The organism is Planomonospora corallina (assembly GCF_042650625.1).
Lineage (GTDB): Bacteria > Actinomycetota > Actinomycetes > Streptosporangiales > Streptosporangiaceae > Planomonospora_B > Planomonospora_B corallina.
The window spans coordinates 50,751-73,781 of sequence record NZ_JBHSBM010000023.1; the positions used below are offsets into that span (position 1 = coordinate 50,751).

Consider the following 23,031-nt stretch of genomic DNA (forward strand, 5'->3'; position numbering starts at 1 on the left):
CCGCCCGTCCCTTTTATCCCAGGTCATGCCTGGTCGGCATGGCAGGGCAACCCGCCGCGGACGGGTGGCGTCCCACTCGCGTGGGGACTCGGGCGTGACCCGTGAACGAGAATCCGTCTGCGTCGGGGAGGAATGTCCGTGCCCGGATGGCCGACCGTCGGCCGGACCGACGACCAGCGACTCGCGGAGGCGCTCCGGCGCGCCGACGCCCAGGCGCCCGCGCGGCTGTTCGACGCCTACGCCGAGCGCCTCAACGACTACGCCTTCTCCCTTCTGGACGACACCGCCGAGGCGGCGGACGCCGTGCACGACGCGCTGGTCGTCGCGCACGGGTGCGCGGACCGGCTGCGGGACGCCGGGCGACTGCGCCCCTGGCTGTACGCGCTGGTCCGCGCCCGGTGCGCCGCGCCCGCCCCGGCCGGGCGGAGCGCGGCGCCCGCTCCGCCCGGCGGCGGTCACCGCGAGGGGTACGGCGGTGCGTACGGGGACGGGCGCGGGGGCCCGTACGGAGACGGAGACGACGGCGAGCACGGCGATCCGCACCGGCGCGAGCTGGCCGTACTGGTGCGCGAGGTGCTGGCGGAGCTGAGCGGACAGGAGCGCCAGGTGCTGGAGCTCTCGCTCCGGCACGGCCTCAGCACCGGCGAGACCGGCGCGGTGCTCGGGCTGACCTCACGGCAGGCCGCCACCCGCCTCGCCCGGGCCCGCGACCACCTGGAGAACGCCGCCGCGGCGGCCGTGCTGGCCAGGATCGGCCGGGCGCACTGCCCGGACCTGTCGGCGATGGTCGACTCCTGGGAGGGGCCGCTGACCCCGCTGCTGCGCAGGCGGCTGGCGGCGCACATCCCCCGCTGCGAGGTCTGCTCCGAGCTGCGGGGCCGGCACGTCGCCGCCGGCCGGCTGCTCGACCTGGTCCCGGTGGCCGTCCTGCCGCTCTCCCTGCGCCGCCGGACCGTCGAGACCTGCGTGGACCCCCGTCACGCCGGGGCCCGCGCCGCCGTCGTTGCCGTGGGCGACCACTTCGACCGGACCGGCTTCCCGGTCGCCGCGCCGCGGCGCGGCGGGTCCCGCACAGGATCTCGGGCCGGCTTTCGTGACGGGCTCCGTGAAGGGAGCCGGGCAGGGGGCCTCGACGGGGCCCGGGCCGGGACCCGCGGGAGGAGGGTCCGACGGCCGGAGCGGAGCACGGGAAGGGGCACGGGAAGGGGCACGGGAAGGGGCACAGGGCGGCCCGGCCTGGTGGTCGCGGCCGCCGTGTGCGTGCTGGCCGCGACCGGCGGCATGATCGCGTTCACCGGGCAGGACCTCGGCCGGGGAGCGGCGGCGGCCCCGGGCCCGGAGCCCGCCCTGGTCGTCTCCGAGCCCCCTCCCGCGCAGACCTCATCGGAGGACCCGTCGCCCGATCCGGAGGAGAACCCCACCGAGGGCCCCGCCGGGGATTCCACAGAGGGCCCCGCCGGGGATTCCGCGGAGGACCCCGCCGAGGACGGGGGCCCGGAGCCGGTGCCGTCCGCGCGCACCGCGGTTCCGGCGCCCGCCAGCGCGACCCGCCCTGCGGCGCCCCGGCAGGGGACCGGGTCCCGCGGGCCCGCCACCCGCACCCCGGCCGCCCGGCCGCCCGCGGCCCGGCTGACCGTCTCGTGCCCGCCGAGCATCGACGGGGAGGGAGGGCTGATCCGGATCACCGCGCAGGGCGCCGCGCTCTCGTGGTCGGCGAGCACCTCCGGCGGGCTGGTCCTGCAGCCCCGGAGCGGACGGCTCAAGGCCGGCGCCGGGGCGATGCTCCGGGTGACCGCCGCCGGCCCCGGCGAGGGCGGCTCCGGGCGGATCTCGTTCCGGTCTCCGGCCGGCGCGACCAGCTGCGCCATCTCGTGGGAGGCCCCCGTCCCCGAGGAGACCGAGCCCGGGCCCGACCCCGCTCCGGCGCCCGAACCGTCCTCTTCTACCCCGGCTGCCAGCCCTGATCCGGAGAGCGCCTGAATTCCTGACCTGGTACTGAACAACTCCGCGACATCCCTTAGCAGTTGGGTAAACCATGGGCTCATGGCAAACGTCGCCATTGACGGGCCTGAGGGATGGTTGGTCACATCGATTAGCGGCCAGCCACGCCTCACCAGTCCAGGAGCCCGGAAATGTCGATCGTTCGCGGGGCGCTCAGCAGGGCGCTCAGCGGGGCGCTCGCGCTCGCATGCCCGGTGGGAGCGGGGCTCGCGCTCGCCCAGGTCGGTGGTTCGCTCCGGTCAGTCCTGGTTCTTCTGTTTCTTCTGCTTACTCCTGCTATCGCTCTCATTGGAGTGTTGCGTGATCGTGACCTTCTCCGAGTGATAACGGCGGGGATCGCGGCAAGTGTCGCTGTTAATGGGCTCCTTGCGATAGCCATGCTCTCTTTTGACGCATGGTCGCCGCGGGCAGGAGTGGCCACTGTCGCGATTGTGGGAGCGTTCATGTGGGTGCTGCGCACGCTGTATCGGGGCGACGAAGGCCTGCGGGCCGAACAGGGGGGCTAGATCAGAGTGAAGATCACTGTCGTGCGTCCTGGGGAGCTGGGCGAATCTGAGATCACTCGCTGGCGCGAGATCCAGAAGAGCTCCCCGTCTCTCGACAACGCGTTCCTCTCGGTGGACTTCACACTGGCGATGGGAAGACTGCGCGACCAGGTCAGAGTCGCGGTGATCGAGGACGGCGGCACGATCGCGGGCTTCTTCCCCTTCGAACGGCACGGCTTCGGCGTCGGCAGGCCGCTGGGCGGCTTCCTCGTCACCTGCCACGGGCTGATCTCGATCCCCGAGCTCAAGATCGAGGCACGCGAGCTGCTCCGGGCCTGCCGGCTCTCGGTCATCGACTTCGACTACCTGGTCGCGGGCCAGCCCACGTTCGCCCCGTACGAGACGGACGTGCGGCCGGCCCCCCTGATGGATCTCAGCTCCGGGTTCGACGCCTACGTCGAGCAGGTCCGCGCCGCCTCGCCGAAGAACTACAAGACCGTCCGCTACAAGGAACGCAAGCTCGGCCGCGAGCACGGCGAGGTCCGGTTCGAGTGGGCCTCGCCGGACCCGGCGGGGCTGCACACGCTCCTGCGCTGGAAGTCCGACCAGTACCAGCGGACCGGCCGGGTGGACCGCTTCGCCCAGCCGTGGATCGTGCGGCTCGTCGAGGAGATGCACGCCTGCCGGTCCGACGACTTCGCCGGCGTGCTGACCATGGTCTACGCCGGGGACACCCCGGTGGCCGGCCACTTCGGCCTGCGCACCGCGCAGAACCTCGTCGGCTGGTTCCCGGCCTACGACCCGGCCTACGCGCCCTACTCGCCGGGCATCATGCACCACCTGTTCCTGGCCGAGCACGCCGCCGCGGCGGGCCTGTCGCAGGTCGACATGGGCAAGGGCGACCGCGAGTACAAGGACTGGCTGAGGACCGGCGTCATGATGGTCGCCGAGGCCCGCGTCGCCCGCCCGTCCCCCACCGCCGCCGTGCAGTGGCTGGGCCGGGTCCCGCTCAGCAGGCTCCGCACCACCGTCGTGGACGACCCTCGTCTCTTCCGTGCCGCCGACCGCCTGCTCAAGACCTACGGACGGGCAAAATCCCGCCTCCGACCGCGTTTCCGCTCGCAGCAGCCGACACATACACGGTAACCATTCCTCACTGCCACCAAATTCCCGATGTGACAGCTCTCTCACTCTCAGTAGCGTCCGCTCTCGTCTCGTGCCGTGAGCGGGCGTGCGGAAGGACCATCCGTCATCATGAACTCTGAAACGATCAGGCCGACCGTCAAGCCGAACGGCATACTGCGCTCCATTCCACCGCTCGAGCGCTTCACACCGCTCACCCCGCACATGGCCATCGCACCCACCGTGAGCGTCGTGGTGCCGGCGATGAACGAGGCGGAGAACCTCCCCCACGTCTTCGCCACGATCCCGCAGTGGATCGACGAGATCATCCTCGTGGACGGCAACTCGGTGGACGACACCGTCGCCGTCGCCAAGCGGCTGCGCCCCAACGTCCGCGTGGTCACCCAGACCGGCAAGGGCAAGGGCGACGCGCTGGCCGCGGGCTTCGCCGCCTGCACCGGCGACATCATCGTGATGATCGACGCGGACGGCTCCACCGACGGCCACGAGATCATCCACTTCGTGAGCGCGCTGGTGGCCGGCGCCGACTTCGTCAAGGGCTCGCGTTACGCCTCCGGCGGCGGCAGCGACGACCTCACCTTCACCCGCACGATGGGCAACAAGATCCTCACCGGCCTGGTGAACCGGATCTACCGCACCCAGTACAGCGACCTGTGCTACGGCTACAACGCCTTCTGGGCCCGCCACCTCGACGTCCTCAACGTGGACTGCGAGGGCTTCGAGGTGGAGACCCTGATGAACATCCGGGCCGCCAAGGCCGGGCTGAAGATCCACGAGGTGCCCAGTCACGAGCGCTGCCGCATCCACGGGGAGAGCAACCTCCACGCGGTCCGCGACGGCCTCCGGGTGCTCCGGACGATCATCAGGGAGTGGCGCGACCGTCCGGCCGCCCGCCTGCCCGAGCCGAGGGCCACCGCCCCCGCAGCGGACCAGGGCGCCGCCTGACCATGAAGAGCAGCGTCGTCATCTGCGTCTACACGGAGGAGCGCTGGGAGGACATCCGGGCGGCCGTCGAGTCGGTCGAACGGCAGCGGCGCAGGCCGCACGAGGTCATCCTGGTCGTCGACCACAACCCGGAGCTGCACCTGCGGCTGAAGCAGGAGTACCCCGACGCCATCGTGGTCGAGAACACGCACGAGAAGGGACTGTCCGGCGGCAAGAACACCGGTGCGGCCACCGCCTCGGGCGACATCGTGGCGTACCTGGACGACGACGCAGTGGCGGAACCCGGCTGGCTGGAGGCTTTGGAGGAGGGCTTCCAGGACCCGACCGTCGTGGGGGTGGGCGGGCTCACCAGGCCGCTGTGGGCGACGGGCCGCCGTCCCCGCTGGTTCCCGCCGGAGTTCGACTGGACCGTGGGGTGCACTTACGTGGGCATGCCCACGGTCCGCTCGCCGATCCGCAACGTCATGGGCGGCAACGCCGCCTTCCGCAGGCATGTCGTGGCCGAGGTGGGGGGGTTCCACACCGGCATCGGCCGCAGCGTGCAGGGCCGCAGGAGCCGCCCGCTCGGCTGCGAGGAGACCGAGTTCTGCATCCGCCTGTCGCAGCGGCTCCCGGGAGCGGTGATGCTGTTCCAGCCCGCCGCGGTGATCGGGCACAAGGTCTCCGAGCAGCGGGCGCGGTTCGCCTACTTCCGGGCCCGCTGCTACGCCGAGGGCCTGTCCAAGGCGCTGGTCGCCTCCAGCGTCGGCGCTCAGGACGGCCTGTCCAGCGAGCGGGCGTACGCCACCAGGACCCTGCCCGCCGGGGTCCTGCGCGGGGTCGGCGCGGCCCTGACCGGTGACCCGTCGGGGCTGGGCCGGGCCGTCGCCATCATGACCGGCCTGGCCTGGACCGGCTGGGGCTACACGGTGGGCACCGCACGTCTGAAGCTGGGGCGATCATGACACGCGTTCCGATCCTGATGTACCACGCGGTGAGCGAGCGGCCGACCGAGGAGACCCGGCCGCTCGCGGTCTCGCCGGCGCGCTTCGCCGAGCAGCTCGAGCTGCTCCGGGAGCACGGCTTCACCCCGATGACGCTGTCCGGCCTGGTCGCCGGAGTGAGGGGGACCGGCCCGCTCCCGGAGCGGCCGGTGGCGATCACCTTCGACGACGGGTACGACGACTTCCACACCGAGGCGCTGCCGCTGCTCGCCCGGTACGGCTTCCCCTCGACGGTCTTCGTCACCACCGGCTGGATCCGGGACGCCGGGAAGGACGCGGCCGGGCGGCGGCTGGGTCCCACGCTCTCCTGGAGCCAGATCACCGAGGCGGTCTCCTGCGGCGCCGAGATCGGCGGGCACAGCCACAGCCACCCGCAGCTCGACCAGCTCCCCGACCGGGAACTCGCCGACGAGCTGCGCAGGAACAAGGCGCTGCTGGAGGACCGCATCGACCGGCCGGTGACCACCATGGCCTATCCCTACGGCTACTCCAGCGCGCGGGTCCGCCGCCGGGTGCGCCAGGCGGGTTACCTGACCGCGTGCGCCGTGGCCAACGACGCCTTCGAGAAGGACGACGAGCCGCTCGCGCTGCCCCGCCTGACGATCACCGAGCACACCTCGCCGGCGAAGTTCGTCAAGGCGGTCAGCGGACAGGGGCTGTCCCTGCTCTACCTGCGCGAGCGGACCCTGACCAAGGGGTACGCGCTCGTGCGGCGCACCCGTTACGGGCTGAACCGGATCGGGGCCCGGGCCGGGGCGGGACAGGTAATGGGCGGTGACTGACGCGCGCCTGCCGGTGGAGCGCCCTTCCGGGGTGGAGCGACGGCGAGGGTCGCTGGCCGCCCTGCGCGGGCGTCTCCCGGCGGACCTGAACGACCCCCTGCTCCGCAACGCCTACTCGCTGATCGTCAACGCCGGCGCGGCGGGCCTGCTCGGGCTGGCGTACTGGACGGTCGCCGCGCGCTTCTACAGCGACGCCGACTACGGCCGCGGCTTCGCGCTGATCGCCGCGATGCGCCTGCTCTCGGCGCTCACCGCCTTCGGGCTCACGGGCGCGCTCACCCGGTTCCTGCCGGAGGGCGGTCCGGCGACGGGCCGGCTGGTCGCGGCCGCCTACCTGGCGGGCGGCGGCGCGGCGGCCGCCCTGACGGGGGGCTTCCTGGCCACGCTCCCGATGTGGGGCGCCAACGTCGGCGGGCTGGCCGGCTTCGGGCCCGCGGCCTGGTTCCTGGTGGCGGTCGTCCTGTGGTGCGTGTTCACGCTCCAGGACGTGGTGCTCACCGCGCTGGGCAAGGCGCCCTGGGTGCCGCTGATCGGGGTGGCCGTCGGCGTGGCCAAGCTCGTCCTGCTGGTCGTGCTGGCCCCGTCCTTCCCCGGCGCCGGGATCTTCCTGGCCTGGACGGTCCCGGTGGCCGTCGCCGTCGTTCCGGTGAGCATCGCGATCTTCACCAGGCTGGCGCCGGGGACCGCCGCCCGCGACGCCCACCGCGCCCCGCCCCCGCTGCGGCGGATCGGCGGTTTCCTGGCCGGGGACTTCCCCGGCACGCTGCTCATCCTCGCCAGCGTCTACCTCGTGCCCGCCCTGGTGTCGGCCGGCGTGGACGCGCGCATGGCGGGCTACTACGGCGCGGCGGTGACCCTCGTCGGCGTCTTCGACATGCTCGCCCTCAACATGGCGATCTCCCTGACCATCGAGGGAGCGTCGGACCCGGCGGCGCTGGCGGGACGGTGCAGGCTGGCCCTGCGGCGCACCCTGATGCTCCTGGTCCCCGCGGTGGCGGTGACGGCCCTGGCCGCCCCGCTCATCCTGCGGCTGGGCTGGGGGGCGTCCTACGCCGAGCACGGGGCCGACGCGCTCCGGCTGCTCGCCCTCGCCTCGGTCCCGCACGCGTTCATCGAGATCTACCTCGGCGTGCTCCGCGCCCGCAGCCGGGCACGGGCCCTGCTGCTGTTCCAGGCGCTGCTGTGCGTCCTGGTCGTCGGGGCGTCGTTCGTCTTCTTCCGGACGCACGGCATCACCGGCGTGGGCCTGGGCACCCTCGCGGCGCAGTTGGTCGTCGCCGCCGCCGTCGCCCCGGGTCTGGTCGGGGTGCTGCGGAAGGGCGGCGCGGCGCGGGCCGCCCTCCCGCCGGAGGCGCCCGCCTCTCCGGACGACGTCCCGACCCTGGTGATGCGGGTCATCAAGGTCGACGGCCGTCCGTCCGTCACCGGCTTCCCGGCCGGGCCGTCCACGGGACCGTCCTCTGGGCCGCCCGCCTGGCACCCGGACGGCGCGGCGGTCACCGAGCCGTTCCCGCGGCCCGTGCCGCGGGGCGAGGCCGTACCCGCTCAGCGGGACCGGCGCGCGCGGCCCGCCGCGCCCGGTCCCCGCGTCGGGCCCGGTCCCCGGGAGCGACGCGTGCGGTCCTCACCCGCGTGGTGGGAGTGGACGCGCACCCTGCTGCCGCCGCTGATCACCGCCGAGGGCCTCGTGATCGTCGCGCTCGCCGTGACGGCGCCCGCCCGGCCGGGGACCCTGCCCGGGCCCGCGCTGGTCGGCGCCGGGGTCGCGCTGGTGATGGTGGCCATGGCCGCGGAGCTGGTCATGCTCCGCCGACGGTGGGTGCTCTGGATCCAGCTGATCGCCGTGGCCCTGTGCCTGCACGGGACGGAGGCGCTGGCCGGAGCGGCCGGAGCCGACGCCGCCGCGGTCACCCGGGTGATGGCGACCGGCGAGGCCGCCGGCGGGCAGTGGCCGCTGGCCCTGCCCGCCTTCCTCGCCCGCGCGATGGGGCTGGCCGACCCCACCCCGCTGCTGGTGTGGACGCCGGTCGCCGCGGCCGTGGCGGGCCTGGTGCCCATGCTGCTCGTCGCGCGGCGCGCCCACCCGGACGAGCGGGTCCACTGGCCGCTCGCGCTCGCGGCGACGACCGGCCTCTGGCTCGTGCCCGCCGAGTCGGTCACCGCCTCGGTGGCCGTCCTGCTCTGCCTGTGCGCACTCGCCCTGGCACCGGCCCGCACCGGCCTCCGCACGGAGCGCCGCACGGGCGGCCGTACGGGGCCCGCACCGGTCCGTGCCCCGCTCTCCGGTCCCGGGGTCCCCGTCCCCGGCGCCCGGACCCCCGACATCCATGAATCCCGAGTTCCAGGAAAGGACCTGCCGTGAACGACTGGCCGGCGGTCACCGTCGTGATCCCGACACGCAACCGCACCGGACTCCTCCAGGAGACGATCGACTCGATCCTCGGTCAGGACTACCCGGGTGACATCACCTGCGTCGCCGTCTTCGACCAGAGCCCTCCGGACGAGTCCTTCGCGACCGCCAGGCCCGGGCGCCGGGTCGTGGTGACGCCCAACACGCGGCAGCCGGGCATCGCCGGCGCGCGCAACACCGGCGTGCTGCTCGGCGACGGCGAGCTGGTCGCCTTCTGCGACGACACCGACCTGTGGCTGCCGCACCGGCTCCGCGCCCAGGTGGCCGCGCTCGGCGACGGGCACTTCGCGACCTGCGGGATCGAGCTCTTCAACGACACGGTGGCCTTCGCCAGGTCGGTGCCGATGTCGAAGGTGACGCTGCGGGACCTGCTGCGCAAGCAGCTGCCGTCGATGCACCCCTCCACCTACCTGATGCGCCGCGACGCGCTGGTGGACGGCTTCGGCCTGGTCAGCGAGGAACTGCCCGGCGGCTACGGCGAGGACTACGAGCTGCTGCTGCGGGCCGCCCGGTTCGGCCCGATCGTCAACGTGCCGGAGACGGGGGTGCGGGTGAGGCTGCACACCTCCTCGCACTTCTCGGTGGTCGAGACCAGCGAGACGATCTCCTCGGCGCTCCGCTGGATGCTGGAGCGCTATCCCGAGTTCGGCCGGGCCCCGGGCGGATACGCCCAGCTCGCCGGCAAGATCGCCTTCGCCGAGGCGGCGCTGGGCCGCTCGGCGCAGGCGCTGCGCTGGATCGGCCGCGCCGTACGGCGGCGCCCCTGGGAGCCCCGCGCCTACCTGGCGCTGGCCGTGACCGCGGGCATGCCCGCCCCGGCGATCGTCGGCGGCCTGCACAAGATGGGGCGCGGCATATGAACATCGACGTCATCCGCCCCTCCGAGCTCGGCAAGGCCGAGATCGACGCCTGGCGCGAGATGCAGCACGCGACCCCGCGCCTGGGCAACCCCTTCCTCAGCCCGGAGTTCACCGTCGCGATGGGCGAGGTCTGCGCCGAGGCCCGGGTCGCGGTGATCTCCGAGTCGGACGGGCCCATCGGGTTCTTCCCGTTCGAGCGGCACGCGGGCGGCGTGGGCGCCGCGATCGGCGCCTGGGTCTCGCTCTGCCAGGGCGTGGTCCACTTCCCCGGCGCGGAGTTCGACGCCGAGGCGCTGCTGCGCGCCTGCGGGCTGCACGTGTGGGAGTTCGGCTGCATGGTCGACGGGCAGACGTGGTTCAAGCCGTTCGAGACGCTGAGCCAGGAGTCGGTGATCCTCGACCTGTCCCGCGGCTACGCGGCCTACCTGGAGGAGCTGAAGGAGCGCTCGCCGAAGTTCCTCAAGACCACCCTGTACAAGGAGCGCAAGCTCGGCCGGGACGCCGGTGAGCTCACCTTCGAGTTCGCGGCCCGCGACGACGAGCAGTTCCGCCTGCTGCGGAGCTGGAAGTCGGCCCAGTACCAGCGGATGGGCCGTCCCGACAGGTTCGGCAGGCCGTGGGTCGTCGAGCTCGTCGAGCGGCTGCACGCGATCGACACCCCGGAGTTCGCCGGTCCGCTGTCCATGCTCTACTGCGACGGCAAGCCGGTCGCCGGGCACTTCGGGCTCCGCTCGGACACGATCCTGATCGGCTGGTTCCCGGCCTACGACCCGGAGTTCGCCAAGTACTCCCCCGGCCTGGTCCAGCACCTGCGGATGGCCGAGGGGGCCGCAGCCGCCGGGCTGCACTCGATGGACCTGGGCATCGGCACCGGTTCGGAGTACAAGGAGGCGCTGCGCAGCCGGGGGGAGCCGGTCGGCGAGGGCTGCGTGCGGCGCCGCTCGGCGGGCGCGGCGGCGCACTGGCTGCGCAACACGCCGGTGCGCCGGGCGCGGCAGTTCATCCTGGACAGCCCCGCCCTGTACGGCGCGGCCGACAAGGCCATGAAGCGGTACGGCAGGCTGCGCGAGCGGTTGAAGGCCCGATGAGCCGCGCCCTGGAGGCCGCCATGAGCGAGCGGATCGGGGTCGCGTGCCTGCACGTGCCCTCGGCCCGGTTCGGCCTCTACCTGGCCCTGCGCCACTGCTTCGCTCCCGGCGACCGGGTGCTGATCGCGCCGACCAACTGCGAGACCGTGCTGTTCGTCGCGCTGGCGGCGGGCCTGCGCCCCGTCATGGCGCCGGTCTCCGTCGACGACGGCAACATCGACGTGGACCTGGTCGACTGGACCGGCCTGTCGGGCGTGCTCACCACCCATCTGTACGGCCAGCCCGACCAGGTGGTCCGGCTCCGCGCCGAGTGCGACCGCCGCGGCCTGGTCCTGATCGACGACGCCGCGCACGCCATGCTGACGACCGTGGACGGCCGCCCGGCCGGCACGTTCGGCACCGCCGGCGTGTTCAGTCTCGCCAAGCACGGCAGGGCGATGTCCGGTGGGTTCCTGACGGTGGAGGACCCCGCCGCGATGCCCGCCCTGACCCGCATGCGCGACGGGCTCCTGCTCGACGGGGGCCCGCGCGCGCAGCTACTCGGCGTGCTCCGGCCGGTGCTGCGCGAGACGATCTACCGGACCGGGCTGGTCCGGCCGATGTGGCGGACGCTGACGGCGCTCGGCGTCATCCGGTGGACGGGCCACCGCTGCGCCCCCCGCGAGGAGGAGCTGCGCGAGGCCCTCGCCTCCCCCGCCGGGCCCGTCGGATCCGGCGAGTCCGGCGAGTCCGGCAGGCTCGCCGGGCTGGGCCACTGGCTCCGCATCGACCTGGACGACTGGCGGATGCGGCAGGGCGCGCTGCTCCGGGGCTACCAGCGCTCCCGCTTCCGGGTGGTCGACCGGGAGCGGGAACGCAGGCTGGCGGGAGTGGAGCTGCTGCGCGGCCTGCCGTGGGCGGCCCGGGGGGTGGCCGCCGCGCCGCCCCGGCCGCTGCTGCGGGTGCCGCTGCTGGTCGCCGACCGCGACGGGGTCCTGGCCCGGCTGGAGCGGTACGGCGTGGTCCCGGGGTTCGTCTACGACCCGCCGCTGGACGACTATCTCGACCTCGTGCCGCCCGGGCCGACCCCGGAGACCGCGCGCTGGTGGACCCGGCACGTGCTCCCGGTCGACCCGCTCCGCGCACGGCGCGTCGCCACGCTGCTGGACCGGATGGGGGTGCGGCCGGCGCCCCCTCCCCCGGTGCCCTACGCGCCTCCGTCCGCCGGGGAGGAGGCGGGCGCCTTGACGTAGGGACCAGCGAGGACAGCGCAGCGTGACCTTACGCTCACCATAACCCTCCCCCTCCATGATCCATGAGAGCTGATGAGTCAAGCAGAGCGCACGGAGAGTGATCGTCCCATGTCGGCTTCAGCCGGTCCGCTGGACCCGTACGTTCGGAGGACCCGATGACCATGCCCGGCAAGGGCAGGCACGCCCGCCACGGCACGGGGGCCGCACCCTCCCGCTGGATCCCCGTCACCCTGGTGGCCGCCCTGGTGACGGCCCTGGCGATCACCGCCGTCGTCTACATGTACGCGGCCCCCGTCGAGCACGGCGCGGCCCCTCCGTCCCCGACGGTGCCGGGGGACCAGGCCACCCCGCGCTCGTGCGTCCCGACCTCCGACCTGGTGCCGCCCTGCGGGGCCTGGTGGGGGATGCACGTGCCGCCGGACGCCGAGCGCGGCCTGGTGGACGACGTGACCGCGATGGAGGAGCAGATCGGCCGCAGGCTCGACATCGTCATCAGCTACCACGACATGTCCGAGGGCGACGCGGGCCGGTTCTTCCGGGACGACGAGAGCAAGATCGCCACCGACCGCATCATGTTCCTCGGCTGGGAGTCGTCCATCTGGGAGGGGAACGTGGACATCCCCTGGCACGCCATCGCCCGCGGCGAGCTCGACCGGGTCATCGACGCCCAGGCCGAGCGGGTCAAGGAGTACGGCAGGCCCGTCCTGATCGGTTTCGACGGCGAGAAGGACCGCGAGGAGAGCGGCCAGACCGCCGAGGAGTACATCGCGGCCTACAAGCGCATCGTCGACCGCTTCCGGCTGGCGGGCGCGGACAACGCGCTCTGGGTCTGGGGCGTCACCGGCTACTACCCGTTCCGCGACCGCTGGAAGCCGTACTACCCCGGTGACGACTACGTCGACTGGATCAGCTTCGATCCGTACAACTTCGCCACCTGCCGCGGGGCGAAGTGGCAGGATTTCGAGGAGACCGTGCGGCCCACCTACGAGTGGTTCCAGGAGAACGGCTTCTCCCACAAGCCGCTGATGCTCGCCGAGTACGGGACGGAGAGCCACGCCAGTGACCCCTCCGCCAAGGGCGAGTGGTTCCGCGACATCCCGGCGGTGATGAGGGAGATGCCGAACCTCAAGGCGATCATCCAGTGGAACAACACGGACGCGGACGAGTGCGACTTCACGCTCACCGGTCCGGGTGTCCTGCAGGCGTTCTCCGACGTCGGGAAGGACCCCTACTTCCGCCAGCCCCTCCCTTGACGGTCCGGCGGGAAGGCAGGCGCGCACGCGGCGCCCGACGGGCGGAGCGTGCGCGGGCGGCACGGGACGGGCCCTTCGCGCCCGTCCCGGTCGCGGGACGGGCCGCCACGGCTGCCCGTGGTGATACGGCGAAAGCGAAGACACGCGGAGTAAAGTCGGCAAGCGACTTAACTCCCCCATCGACTACCCAGGGAAGGGCGCGCGTGGAGGGCAGGCAGGCCGAAGAGGTGATCGACGAGGTGGTCACCCAGCCGATGGGACGTCCGGCCTCTCCCCCGGCCGCCCCCTCCGAGCCCGTCCCGGACGGAGCCGGGGAGAGCGGCCGGGCCGGTCTCCCGCCGGACCCCTCCGGCGGAGGGCCGGACGGGGAGCACACCGACCAGGAGAGCGGGGCCGGAGGGAAGCAGGGCGGGGAGAACGGGGCGGACAGGGCCGGCGCCAGGAAGGCCCGGACCAAGAAGGCGGCCCGGAAGGCCCGCGCCGCGAGGGGCGGGGCCAAGAAGCCCGGCGCCGCCAAGTCCGAGGGCGGGCAGGATCGGGACGGGAAGGCCCGGACCGCCGGATCCGCGGACGCCGGGGCCGCCGGGGCCGGCGCCGCGGAGAGCCGCGACGGGCGCGGCCCCGCGGAGGGCGCCGGGGCCGGAGCCCGGGCGGGCTCCGGGACGGGTCCCGGGATGGGCCCTGGGACGGGTCCCGGGACGAGCAGAACCGTCGAGACGGTCACCGCCGCACCGGGCACGGAGGCCGAGGAGGCCGACAAGGCCGGCGCGGCCGACAAGGCCGGCGCGGCCGTCGAGGACTGCGACGACCACGACGCCCCCACCGTCGCCTGGCGGGTGCCGGTCCCGATGGTCCCGCCCGCCCGCCGGGAGATCGTGCCGGAGCGGCAGGGGCCCGCGCCCGCGGAGACGGCCGGCCCGTCCCTGTCGGTCGTCGTCACCGCCGGCCCCGCGCAGTCGCGCTTCCGCCTGGCCGTGACGGTCAACGCGCTGCGCGCGCAGGATCCGGCCCCCGAGGAGATCGTGCTGGTCGTGGACCGCTCCCCCGAGCTGGCCGCCTGGGCCGAGGCCGAGCTGGGCGGGACCGGCGAGGTCACGGTGGTGCACGAGCCGGAGGCCGTGGGCGCGGCCGCGGCGCGCAACCTGGGCCTGGCCCGGGTGCGGGGCGACGTCGTCGCCTTCCTCGACGGCGACTCCGCTCCCGAGCCGGGCTGGTCGGCCGCGCTGCTGGACGCCTACGCCGACCCCGAGGCGGTCGCGGTCCGCGGCCGGGTGGCGCTGCGCTGGAGCACGGGCAAGCCCGACTGGTTCCCCGCCGAGCTCGGCTGGGTGCTGGGGGTGCCGTTCACCGGCTCCCGCCTCCAGACGGACCCGGTCGACGACCTGTACGGCGGCGCGCTCTCGTTCCACCGCCGGACGCTGCTCGAGGCCGGCGGCTTCCCCGAAGGGCCGGACCACCGGACCGAGGAGGTCGCGGCCGAGCCCGCCGGCGGGGTGAAGACCGAGCTCCGCACCCACCTGCTCGACCTGCGGCCGGGGGCGAAACTGCTCCACGAGCCCGCGGCGGTCGTCCGGCTGGACGTGCCGGAGCGGCGCTCCACCGTCTCGTACTTCCTGTCCCGGTGCGCCGCCGAGGGCCGCTCGCAGGCCGAGGTGGTGCGGCGGACCAGCGGCTGGGAGGGGCTGGCGGCCCACCTGGCCCCGATCAGGTACGGCCTGCCGCGGGCGGTCTTCCGCGCGGTCACCTTCACCGGGCCGGCGGACGTCAAGGCGTACAAGGCCCTGGTGGTGATGCTCCTGGGCCTGGTGGCGGCCCACGCCGGCTACGTGGGCGGGCGGCTGCGCACCACCCGGGACGACGGCGTGCCGCGCCGTACGGGCCAGTGGACGTGGTTCCTGTCGCGCACCGCGCTCCCCGTCGCCGCCGTGCTCTGGGGCCTGTCGCTGCGCGAGGTCCGCCTCGACCACATGACGGACCTGGGCCTGATCACGGTCCTGCCGGCCACGTTCTGGGCGGCGGTCGCCGTCATGGTCGTCGGGTTCGTCGCGCTGCTCGGCGACCGGAAGGCCCTGGAGCTCTGGCACGCGGGGTACACGCTGGTGCTGATCGCGGTGCTGCACGCGACCCCCGCGCTGCTCTACCCCTCCCTGCGGTACTCCTGGGCGTGGAAGCACGTCTCCGTCATCGACTATCTGATCCGGCACGGCGCGACGGACCCGGAGGTCAGCGCGCTGGCCGCCTACCACCAGTGGCCCGGGTTCTTCTCGTACTTCGCGATGATGACGCAGGCGGCCGGGCTGCCGGACGCCCTCGGCATCGCCGTGTGGGGGCCGGCGGTCTTCAACACCGCCATGCTGCTCCCGCTGCTGCTGCTGTTCCGCACGGTCACCCGGAACCGGCAGCTGGTGTGGGGCGCGGTCTGGGTCTACTTCTCCTGCTCCTGGGTGGGACAGGACTACTTCTCGCCCCAGGCGACCGCGCTGGTCCTCTACCTGACGGTTCTGGTGGTCGTGGTGCGGCGCTTCCGGCGCGGGCCGATCCAGGCCGGCGACGACCCCGAAGGGCTGGGCGCGGAGCCGCCGCCGGTCTCCGGCACCCGCCGGCGCCTGGTCTGGGCGCTCGTGCTGACCACCCCGATCGCGGCGATCGCCTCCTCCCACCAGCTGACCCCGCTCATGCTGGTGGCCGCGCTCGCCGCCCTGTTCGTCCTGCGGCGCCACCGGAACCTCGGCATCCTGCTGCTGACCGCCCTCACCGTGCTGGCGTGGAACACCATGGCGGCCTGGCAGCTGCTGGAGGCCCGGTTCAGCGACATCGTGGCGTCGCTCGGTGACGCCGGCGGCAACCTCGACCACGGCTTCCTCTCCCTCGGCACGGCCGCCCCCGGGCAGGTGATCGTCGCCTACGCCGACCGCGCCCTGTCCGCCGGGGTGTGGCTGCTCGCCGCGGGGGGCGCGCTGCTGCGCCGCCACTGGCTGCGCCGGCCGGGCCTGCCCCTGCTGGTGATCGGCCTGAGCCCGCTGCTCTTCCTCGCCGCGGGCAGCTACGGCGGGGAGATCCTCTTCCGCATCTACCTGTTCTCTCTCCCGATCACCGCGTTCCTGGCCGCCGCGCTCTTCCTGCCGGCCCGCCGGGCGTTCGTCCGCACGCTGGTCCTGCCGGTCGTCCTCATGCTCATGGTCACCGGCTTCTTCTTCGGCAACTACGGCAAGGAGCAGGCGAACTACTTCACCCGGGACGAGGTCCGGCTGGTGCGCGAGGTGCACCGGGTGGCGCCGGAGGGCTCCCTGATCGTGGCGCCCACCTTCTTCCTTCCGGCCGCCTACGACTACTACGAGCGTTACCAGCACAGCTGGCTGGACGAGCTGCCGCGCTCGCGCGAGGCCGTGCCGGGGCTGCCGGACTACGTGCCCACCCGGGTGGAGCTGGTGCGCGACCCCGTGCCGTCGCTGATCGGCCTCATGTCGGCGGTGCCGCAGGGCGCCAGGTCCTACCTGGTGCTCAACCGCGCGCAGAAGGCCGCCATCGAGACGGCCGGCATCTTCCCGAACGGGACCGTCGACCGGATCCGCCAGGGGGTCGCGTCGTCGGACCGCTTCCGGCTCCTCATCGAGAACTCCGGGGGCGCCGTCTACGAGCTGATCCCGAAGGAGTCGTCGTGAACACCTCCCGCTGGCCGCTCCTGCTGCTGGCCACCTCCGGGTGGCTGACCCTGCTCGTGGCCACGCAGGCCACCGGCGCGGCGCCGCTGCGCGTCACCGTCACGGTGGTCTATCTGCTCACCTGCCCGGGCGCCGCCGTGCTGGCGTTCTTCCGGCCGCTGCTGTCCCCGCGCGACCACACGGGGGACGCCATGGAGAGCCTGGCGCTCACGCTCGCCCTCAGCGTCGCGCTCGGCATCCTGGTCAGCGAGGTGTTCTTCATGACGGGGACGTTCACGGTGTACCGGGCGCTGACGGTGCTGGCCACCATCACCTCGCTCGCCGCCCTGGGCGTGCCGCTGACCGCGTACCGGGCCCGCCGCCAGGCGGCACGCCCCTAGCGGGACCGCTCCGGCCCGCCCGGTCCCGCCTAGCGGCCGTCCAGCGCCCGGTGGGCCCGGGCGACCAGCAGGGGGACGGCGGCGCCGATGCCCTCGAAGCCCTCGCCCACGGTCTTGCCCTGGACGAAGCGGGCGTGGATGCCCTCGAGGATCACCGCGAGCTTGAAGTTGCCGAAGGCCAGGTAGAAGTCCAGATCGGTCAGGTCGGCGCCGGAGACCTTCGCGTAGTGGGCGGCGAAGGCCCGGGTGTCGAGGAAGCCGGGGGTGAGCGTGATGTCGCCGGCCACCGGGAGCCCTCCGTCGTCGCCGGGGTCCTGCCAGTAGGTCAGGGTGAGCCCGAGGTCGGCGAGGGGGTCGCCCAGGGTGGACATCTCCCAGTCGACCACGGCCCGGATCTCCGGGTCCGCGCCGGGCGCCAGCCGTACCAGGGTGTTGTCGAGGCGGTAGTCGCCGTGCACGAGCGCGGCGGCGGGCCGGTCGGGGAGCCGTTCGCGCAGGCGGGCGGCGAGGGCGTCGTACTCGGGGAGCTCGCGGGTCTTCGAGCGCTCCCACTGCTGCCCCCAGCGCTCCAGCTGGCGCGCCAGGTAGCCCTCGGGCCGGCCGAAGCCGTCCAGGCCGACCGCGGCGTGGTCCACGGCGTGGATGGCGGCCAGCACCTCGGCGAGCCGCTCCGACAGGGCCCTGGCCTGCTCCGGGGAGAGGGCGGCCTGTTCCCGGCTCCGGATCGCCTCGCCCTCGACGTGGCCCATCAGGTAGAAGGGCGCGCCGATCACGTCCTCGTCCGCGCAGAGGGCGACCGGCTCGGGCACCGGCACGGGGGTGCCCGCCAGGGCGGAGATGACCCGCCACTCCCGGCGCATGTCGTGGGCGGTGGGCAGGACGTGGCCGAGGGGCGGGCGGCGCAGGACCAGGCGGCGGCCCGGCGTCTCGATCCGGTAGGTCAGGTTGGACCGGCCGCCGGAGATCAGGGCGATCTCGGTGGGCTCCCCCGCGTCGGGGACGTGGGCGGCCATCCAGGCGACCAGGCGGGGCCGGTCGATACCAGGGATGCTCATAGCGCACTATTAGAACGTTATTCTGCCGTCTCCGCCAGTCCGGTTCCCAGCAGGTGGGCGAGGATCGCCGCCCCCTGCCGGACCTGGGCGAGCGAGGCGGAGCCGTACCCGATCACGAGACCGTGCCGGCCGGGCGGGCCGTGGTGGTGGCGGCCGGTGCTGTCGAGCAGGACGCCGCGGGCCCGGGCCGCCTCCACCAGGGGGCCGGCCTCGTGCCCGGGCAGCTCGATCATGACGTGCAGCCCGGCGGTGTCCCCCGTCACCCGGGAGCCGAGGGCCGCCACCAGCGCGGCCCGCCGCCGGGCGTACTGGCGGCGCATGCGGCGCAGGTGCCGGTCCAGGTCTCCGCGCTCCAGCAGGACGGCCACCGCCTGCTGGGCCGGGCCGCTGGTGCGGTCGGTCAGCTCCCGGCGGGTCCGGGCGACGGCGGCGAGCAGGTCGGGGGCCGCCACCAGCCAGCCGACCCCGATGTCCGGGGACAGGGACTTGGACAGAGTGCCGAGCAGGACCACGCGGGCGGGGTCGAGGCCGTACAGGGCGGGCAGCGGGGCGACGTCGTAGCGGAACTCGGCGTCGTAGTCGTCCTCCACGACCAGCGCGCCGCTGCGCCGGGCCCAGGCGAGCAGCCGTTCGCGGCGCGCGACGGGCAGCCTGCCGCCGAGCGGGTACTGGTGGGCGGGGGTGGTGTAGAGCAGGCGCAGGTCCGCCGGGAGCTCCTCGACGATGACGCCGTCGGCGTCCACCGGGCAGGGGACGATCTCGGCGCCCCGGCCGGCGAGGATGGTCCGGGCCCGGCTCCAGCCGGGGTCCTCCACACCCACCCGGTCGCCGGGGCGCAGCACGGTGGCCGCGACCAGGTCGAGGCCGTTGCCGGTGCCGCGGGTGACCATGATGTTCTCCGGGCCCGCCGGGACGGTCCTGGCCCGGCGCAGGTGCCGGGCCAGCTCCTCGCGCAGGCGCGGCAAGCCGTAGGGGTCGGGTTCGTCGCCCGGCGGCAGGTCGGCGGCGGCGCGCCAGGCCCGCCGCCAGGCCGCCTCGTCGTAGTCCCGAACCCACGGCCGGCCCGGCCGCAGGTCGATCACGGCCCGGCCGTCCGGCCCGGTCCGGCCGCGCCCGTCGCGCCGGCCCGCCGTCCGGGACCCGCCGTCCGGCGGAGCGGTCCCGCACCGGTCCTCCGCACCCGCCGCTGACGCCGCCCCGGATGCGCCCGCCACGCCGGAGCCGCCGGGGCGGTCCCGCGCGGGCCCGTCCGCCCGGCCCGCCGCGCCCCTCCCCCCGGGTACGGCGGGCCCGGCGGGTGCGGCCCGCCAGGAGGGGCCCAGGTCGGCCACGTAGGTGCCGGAGCCGTGCCGGCCCTCGATCCAGCCCTCGGCGTAGAGCTGCTGGTAGGCGTCGGTGACGACGGTGCGGCTGACGGCGAGCTGGCGGGCCAGGGCTCGGGTGGAGGGCAGCCGCTCGCCGGGTGCCAGGGCTCCGCCGCGGATGGCCTCGCGCAGGCGGTCGCCGAGCTGGACGGTGAGGGAGGCCGGGGCGGCACGGTCCACCGCCAGGGGGAGCTCGACGGGGATGGGGGGCACGGTGGTCTCCAGAAAGGAACGGTCGCCGGGAAGGACGGGAGGAAGTGGTCTCCGGGAAGCGGCGGGAAGTGGACGTGTTCTCCGTTCCACTCGCCGCCTAGGTTAGGGCCGTGCCGGAGGCTTCCTCCCCACGGGGGTCCCGGCGTCCTCCGGCGTCCCGCCCTCCTGGAGTCCTCGATGTCCATCCTGTCCCCAGATCCGTCTCTCGAGCCGTCTCTCGAGCCGCCCCTTGAGCCGTCCCCGGGGGCGCCCTCCGGGGAGCCCTCGCCCGCGCCGCTCTCGGCGACCCCGCGCACCGCCCTCGGCCGCTCCAAGGACCGGGCCCGCACCGACCGCGCCGAGCTGTACGCCGTGCTGGACGCCGGGCTGGTCTGCCACCTGGGCGTGGTGGCCGGTGGCGTGCCGATGGTCGTGCCCACCGGGTACGGCCGCATCGGCGACACCCTCTACCTGCACGGCTCCACCGGCGCCACCTCGCTGCGGGCCGACGGCGAGGTCTGCGTCACCGTCACCCACGTGGACGGCGTCGTGCTGGCCCGCTCGGCCTTCCACCACTCGGTCAACTACCGCTCGGCCATGATCTACGGCAGGCCGCGCCTGGTGACCGACCCCGAGGAGCGGCTGGCCGGGCTGCGCGCCCTCACCGAGCAGCTCGCCCCCGGCCAGTGGGACGCCGTGCGCCCGCCGACCCGCAAGGAGCTCGCGGCGACGGCCGTGCTCGCCCTCTCCCTGGCCGAGGCCTCGGTCAAGGTACGGCAGGGGCCGCCGGTCGACGACGAGGAGGACTACGCGCTCCCGGTCTGGGCGGGGGTGCTGCCGCTCCGGGTGGCGTGGGGCGAGCCCGAGCCCGACCCGGCGATGACGGCGGATCTGCCCGTACCCGCGCACATCGCCACCCGGAACCTGGCCTCCAGGTAAGGCTTCTGCGGCAAACCGGACGCCGGGGGCGCACGTCTCATATAAAGGACCCGAACCCGGATCTTCTGGAGAGCGCGATGACCACCGGCGGATGGAGCGTGCCCGGATACACCGAGTCGCGCGAGCTCGGCGCGGGCGGCGGAGGCCGGGTGGTGCTCGCCCGGCACGACGAGTCGGGCGTCCCGGTCGCGATCAAGTATCTGTCGGAGGCGCTCCGGGACGAGCCCGGATTCCTGATGCGGTTCCGCGCGGAGGCCCGGCTCCTGGTGGAGCTCGACGACCCGAACGTGGCCCGGCTCTACGAGTACGTCGAAGAGGACGGGAACGCCGCGATCGTGATGGAGGCGGTGGACGCCGTCTCCCTGCGCGAGCTGCTCCGCGAGCACGGCGCGACCGGGCCGGAGGCCGCGCTCGCCGTGCTCAAGGGCTCGCTGATGGGCCTGGCCGCCGCGCACGGGAGCGGCGTGGTCCACCGGGACTACAAGCCGGAGAACGTGCTCGTCCAGGCCGACGGCGTCAGCAAGCTGGTCGACTTCGGCATCGCCGTACGGGCGGGGGACGCCGACCGGCCCGCGGGCACGCCGCCGTACATGGCGCCCGAGCAGTGGACGGGCGCCCCGGCCTCCCCCGCCACGGACGTCTACGCCGCCACCGTGGTCTTCTTCGAGTGCCTGACGGGGACCCGGCCGTACCGGGCGACCGACCGGGCCGTGCTGCTGCACCAGCACGCGCACGCGCCGATCCCGGTGGAGGCGGTGCCCGAGCCCGTCCGGGAGCTGGTGGCGCGGGGACTGGCCAAGGACCCGGCCGGCCGGCCGGGCACCGCCGCGGGGTTCGTCGCCGAACTGGAGACCGTCGCCGCGGCGGCCTACGGGCAGGACTGGGAGGAGCGGGGGCGGGCCCGGCTGGCCGCACTGGCGGCGCTGCTCCCCCTGCTGTTCCGGCTCCGCGGTCACGATCCGGGGGCGCAGTCCTCCCTGTTCCAGACCACGCTGCTGCGCACCGTGCTGAGGACCCTGCGCGCCAGGTCCGCGGGCGTCACCCTGGGCGCCGGGCTGGTGCTGGCCGCCGGCGGCGTCAGCGTCTACGTGCTGGCCGCCGACCGGACCGCCCAGCCGCGGATCGACGTCGCCGCCGCCGCGCCCTCCACGACCCCGCCCGCGCCTCTGTCGGCGCCCCTGTCCACGGCGCCGTCCGGGTCACCGGCTCCGGCGGGTCCCTCCCCGTCCCCGGCAGGCGGGCCCGCGGCGCCCTCCGCGGCCGGGCCGGTCCCCTCCGTGCCGGGGCCCTCGTCCGGCTCACCGTCCGGGCCCTCCTCCGGCGCCGCAGGACCGGCCGTCACCGGCCCGGCGGGCCCTCCGCCCACCGCCTACCCCTCCGCCTCCGCCTCCGCCCCGTCCACCGCACCCCCCACCGTGTCCCCCACGGCGTCCGCCTCCGTATCCCCCACCGTGTCCGCCTCCGTGTCCGCCTCCGTGTCCGCCTCCGTGTCCGCCTCCGTGTCCGCCTCCGTGTCCCCCACCGCCGTCCCTCCGCCCGGGTCCGGCGCCACGCCCTCGCCGGGCACGACGCCCACCCGCGCCTCCACGCCGGCCCCCACTCCCACCCCGGCGCCCGCCCCTCCGTCCGAGGTCCGGCGGGTGGACGTGGTGCGGGCCTCGGTCAACGCCTCGGGCGCGGCGGTCACCACGGTCACCGTCGGCGCCGCGAACGACCGGCGGGTACGCCTGCACGTCGCCTTCCGGGTGGGCCGGACCGTCCGGCAGACGACCGTGACGCTGGCCGGGGCGAAGCACTACACGCGGACGGTCCGCTTCGACTTCCCCAAGGTGCCCTGCGGATCGGGCTGGAGCGCCACGGCGACCGGACTGCCCTCGGGACGGTCCGACAGCGTGAACGGCCGGATCGCCCCGTGCGCCGACCGGCCCCCGGCGGGCACCGGCCCCAAGGCCACCCCCAGGACCACGCCGGTCCCGGAGTCGGCGACCGGCCGCACGGCGCGGCCGTCCCCCAAGCCGACGCCCAAGGTGACGGTCAAGGCGACCCGCAAGCCGACGCCCAAGGTGACGGTCAAGGCGACGGTCAAGGTGCCCGCACCGGCCAGAACGGTGCCGTCACGGTCGGTGACCCGCGCACCGTCCACGCAGGCGGAGAAGGGTCCGGGCCAGATCGGATAACAGCTGATCATCACCGCCATACGCGTCGAATCCGCTATATATCCGCGAAATACGTCGTTTTCTGGCTAAGCTACGGTCCG

The 23,031-nt window shown here is 74.4% G+C and carries 16 protein-coding genes; 14 read left to right on the plus strand and 2 right to left on the minus strand.

The genetic code is table 11. From position 1 onward, the window contains the following. Positions 1-138 precede the first annotated feature (138 nt). The 12 genes from ACFOWE_RS19510 (at position 139) to ACFOWE_RS19565 (ending at position 17,224) form a co-directional block, all read left to right on the plus strand. Positions 139-1,980 carry an RNA polymerase sigma factor gene (locus tag ACFOWE_RS19510; RefSeq protein ID WP_377289799.1) on the plus strand — a complete coding sequence of 614 codons (1,842 nt, stop codon included), beginning with the start codon at positions 139-141 and terminating at the stop codon, positions 1,978-1,980. 548 nt (positions 1,981-2,528) lie between these two features. After that, positions 2,529-3,632: a GNAT family N-acetyltransferase gene (locus tag ACFOWE_RS19515; RefSeq protein WP_377289801.1), complete on the plus strand. Its 1,104-nt coding sequence runs from the start codon at positions 2,529-2,531 to the stop codon at positions 3,630-3,632. Positions 3,633-3,740: 108 nt separating this feature from the next. Continuing rightward, positions 3,741-4,574, plus strand: a complete 834-nt coding sequence (locus ACFOWE_RS19520) for a glycosyltransferase family 2 protein (protein WP_377289803.1) — start codon at positions 3,741-3,743, stop codon at positions 4,572-4,574. A 2-nt stretch (positions 4,575-4,576) separates the two neighbouring features. Continuing rightward, positions 4,577-5,518, plus strand: a complete 942-nt coding sequence (locus ACFOWE_RS19525) for a glycosyltransferase family 2 protein (RefSeq protein WP_377289805.1) — start codon at positions 4,577-4,579, stop codon at positions 5,516-5,518. Then, entirely contained in the window at positions 5,515-6,339 is an 825-nt protein-coding gene (locus tag ACFOWE_RS19530; RefSeq protein WP_377289807.1) for a polysaccharide deacetylase family protein, read from the plus strand. Before ACFOWE_RS19525 ends, ACFOWE_RS19530 begins: the two co-directional genes overlap by 4 nt. Beyond that, a complete protein-coding gene (locus ACFOWE_RS19535; protein ID WP_377289809.1) occupies positions 6,332-8,701 on the plus strand; it encodes a lipopolysaccharide biosynthesis protein in 2,370 nt (789 codons plus the stop codon). Before ACFOWE_RS19530 ends, ACFOWE_RS19535 begins: the two co-directional genes overlap by 8 nt. After that, a complete protein-coding gene (locus ACFOWE_RS19540) occupies positions 8,698-9,609 on the plus strand; it encodes a glycosyltransferase family 2 protein (RefSeq protein ID WP_377289811.1) in 912 nt (303 codons plus the stop codon). Before ACFOWE_RS19535 ends, ACFOWE_RS19540 begins: the two co-directional genes overlap by 4 nt. After that, positions 9,606-10,697 (plus strand): GNAT family N-acetyltransferase, encoded by a 1,092-nt coding sequence (locus ACFOWE_RS19545; protein WP_377289813.1) that lies wholly within the window; start codon positions 9,606-9,608, stop codon positions 10,695-10,697. The genes ACFOWE_RS19540 and ACFOWE_RS19545 overlap by 4 nt, the downstream gene beginning before the upstream one ends. Continuing rightward, entirely contained in the window at positions 10,694-11,929 is a 1,236-nt protein-coding gene (locus tag ACFOWE_RS19550; protein WP_377289815.1) for a DegT/DnrJ/EryC1/StrS family aminotransferase, read from the plus strand. Before ACFOWE_RS19545 ends, ACFOWE_RS19550 begins: the two co-directional genes overlap by 4 nt. A 155-nt stretch (positions 11,930-12,084) precedes the next feature. Further along, entirely contained in the window at positions 12,085-13,182 is a 1,098-nt protein-coding gene (locus ACFOWE_RS19555; protein WP_377289817.1) for a glycoside hydrolase family 26 protein, read from the plus strand. Positions 13,183-13,385: 203 nt separating this feature from the next. Further along, positions 13,386-16,844 carry a glycosyltransferase gene (locus ACFOWE_RS19560; RefSeq protein ID WP_377289819.1) on the plus strand — a complete coding sequence of 1,153 codons (3,459 nt, stop codon included), beginning with the start codon at positions 13,386-13,388 and terminating at the stop codon, positions 16,842-16,844. Then, on the plus strand, positions 16,841-17,224 hold the full coding sequence (locus ACFOWE_RS19565; protein ID WP_377289821.1) for a hypothetical protein: 384 nt from the start codon (positions 16,841-16,843) through the stop codon (positions 17,222-17,224). The genes ACFOWE_RS19560 and ACFOWE_RS19565 overlap by 4 nt, the downstream gene beginning before the upstream one ends. Before the next feature lie 29 nt (positions 17,225-17,253). On the opposite strand, the gene ACFOWE_RS19570 is transcribed toward ACFOWE_RS19565, so the two are convergent. Together ACFOWE_RS19570 and ACFOWE_RS19575 are read right to left on the minus strand one after the other, a co-directional pair. Further along, positions 17,254-18,279, minus strand: a complete 1,026-nt coding sequence (locus ACFOWE_RS19570) for a phosphotransferase family protein (protein WP_377289823.1) — start codon at positions 18,277-18,279, stop codon at positions 17,254-17,256. A gap of 17 nt (positions 18,280-18,296) precedes the next feature. Continuing rightward, on the minus strand, positions 18,297-19,856 hold the full coding sequence (locus ACFOWE_RS19575; RefSeq protein ID WP_377289825.1) for an aminotransferase-like domain-containing protein: 1,560 nt from the start codon (positions 19,854-19,856) through the stop codon (positions 18,297-18,299). Positions 19,857-20,033: 177 nt separating this feature from the next. On the opposite strand from ACFOWE_RS19575, the gene ACFOWE_RS19580 reads away from it, so the two are divergent. Both ACFOWE_RS19580 and ACFOWE_RS19585 read left to right on the plus strand, forming a co-directional pair. Then, positions 20,034-20,774: a pyridoxamine 5'-phosphate oxidase family protein gene (locus ACFOWE_RS19580; RefSeq protein WP_377289827.1), complete on the plus strand. Its 741-nt coding sequence runs from the start codon at positions 20,034-20,036 to the stop codon at positions 20,772-20,774. Between the two features lie 77 nt (positions 20,775-20,851). Then, entirely contained in the window at positions 20,852-22,951 is a 2,100-nt protein-coding gene (locus ACFOWE_RS19585) for a protein kinase domain-containing protein (protein WP_377289829.1), read from the plus strand. Positions 22,952-23,031 lie beyond the last annotated feature (80 nt).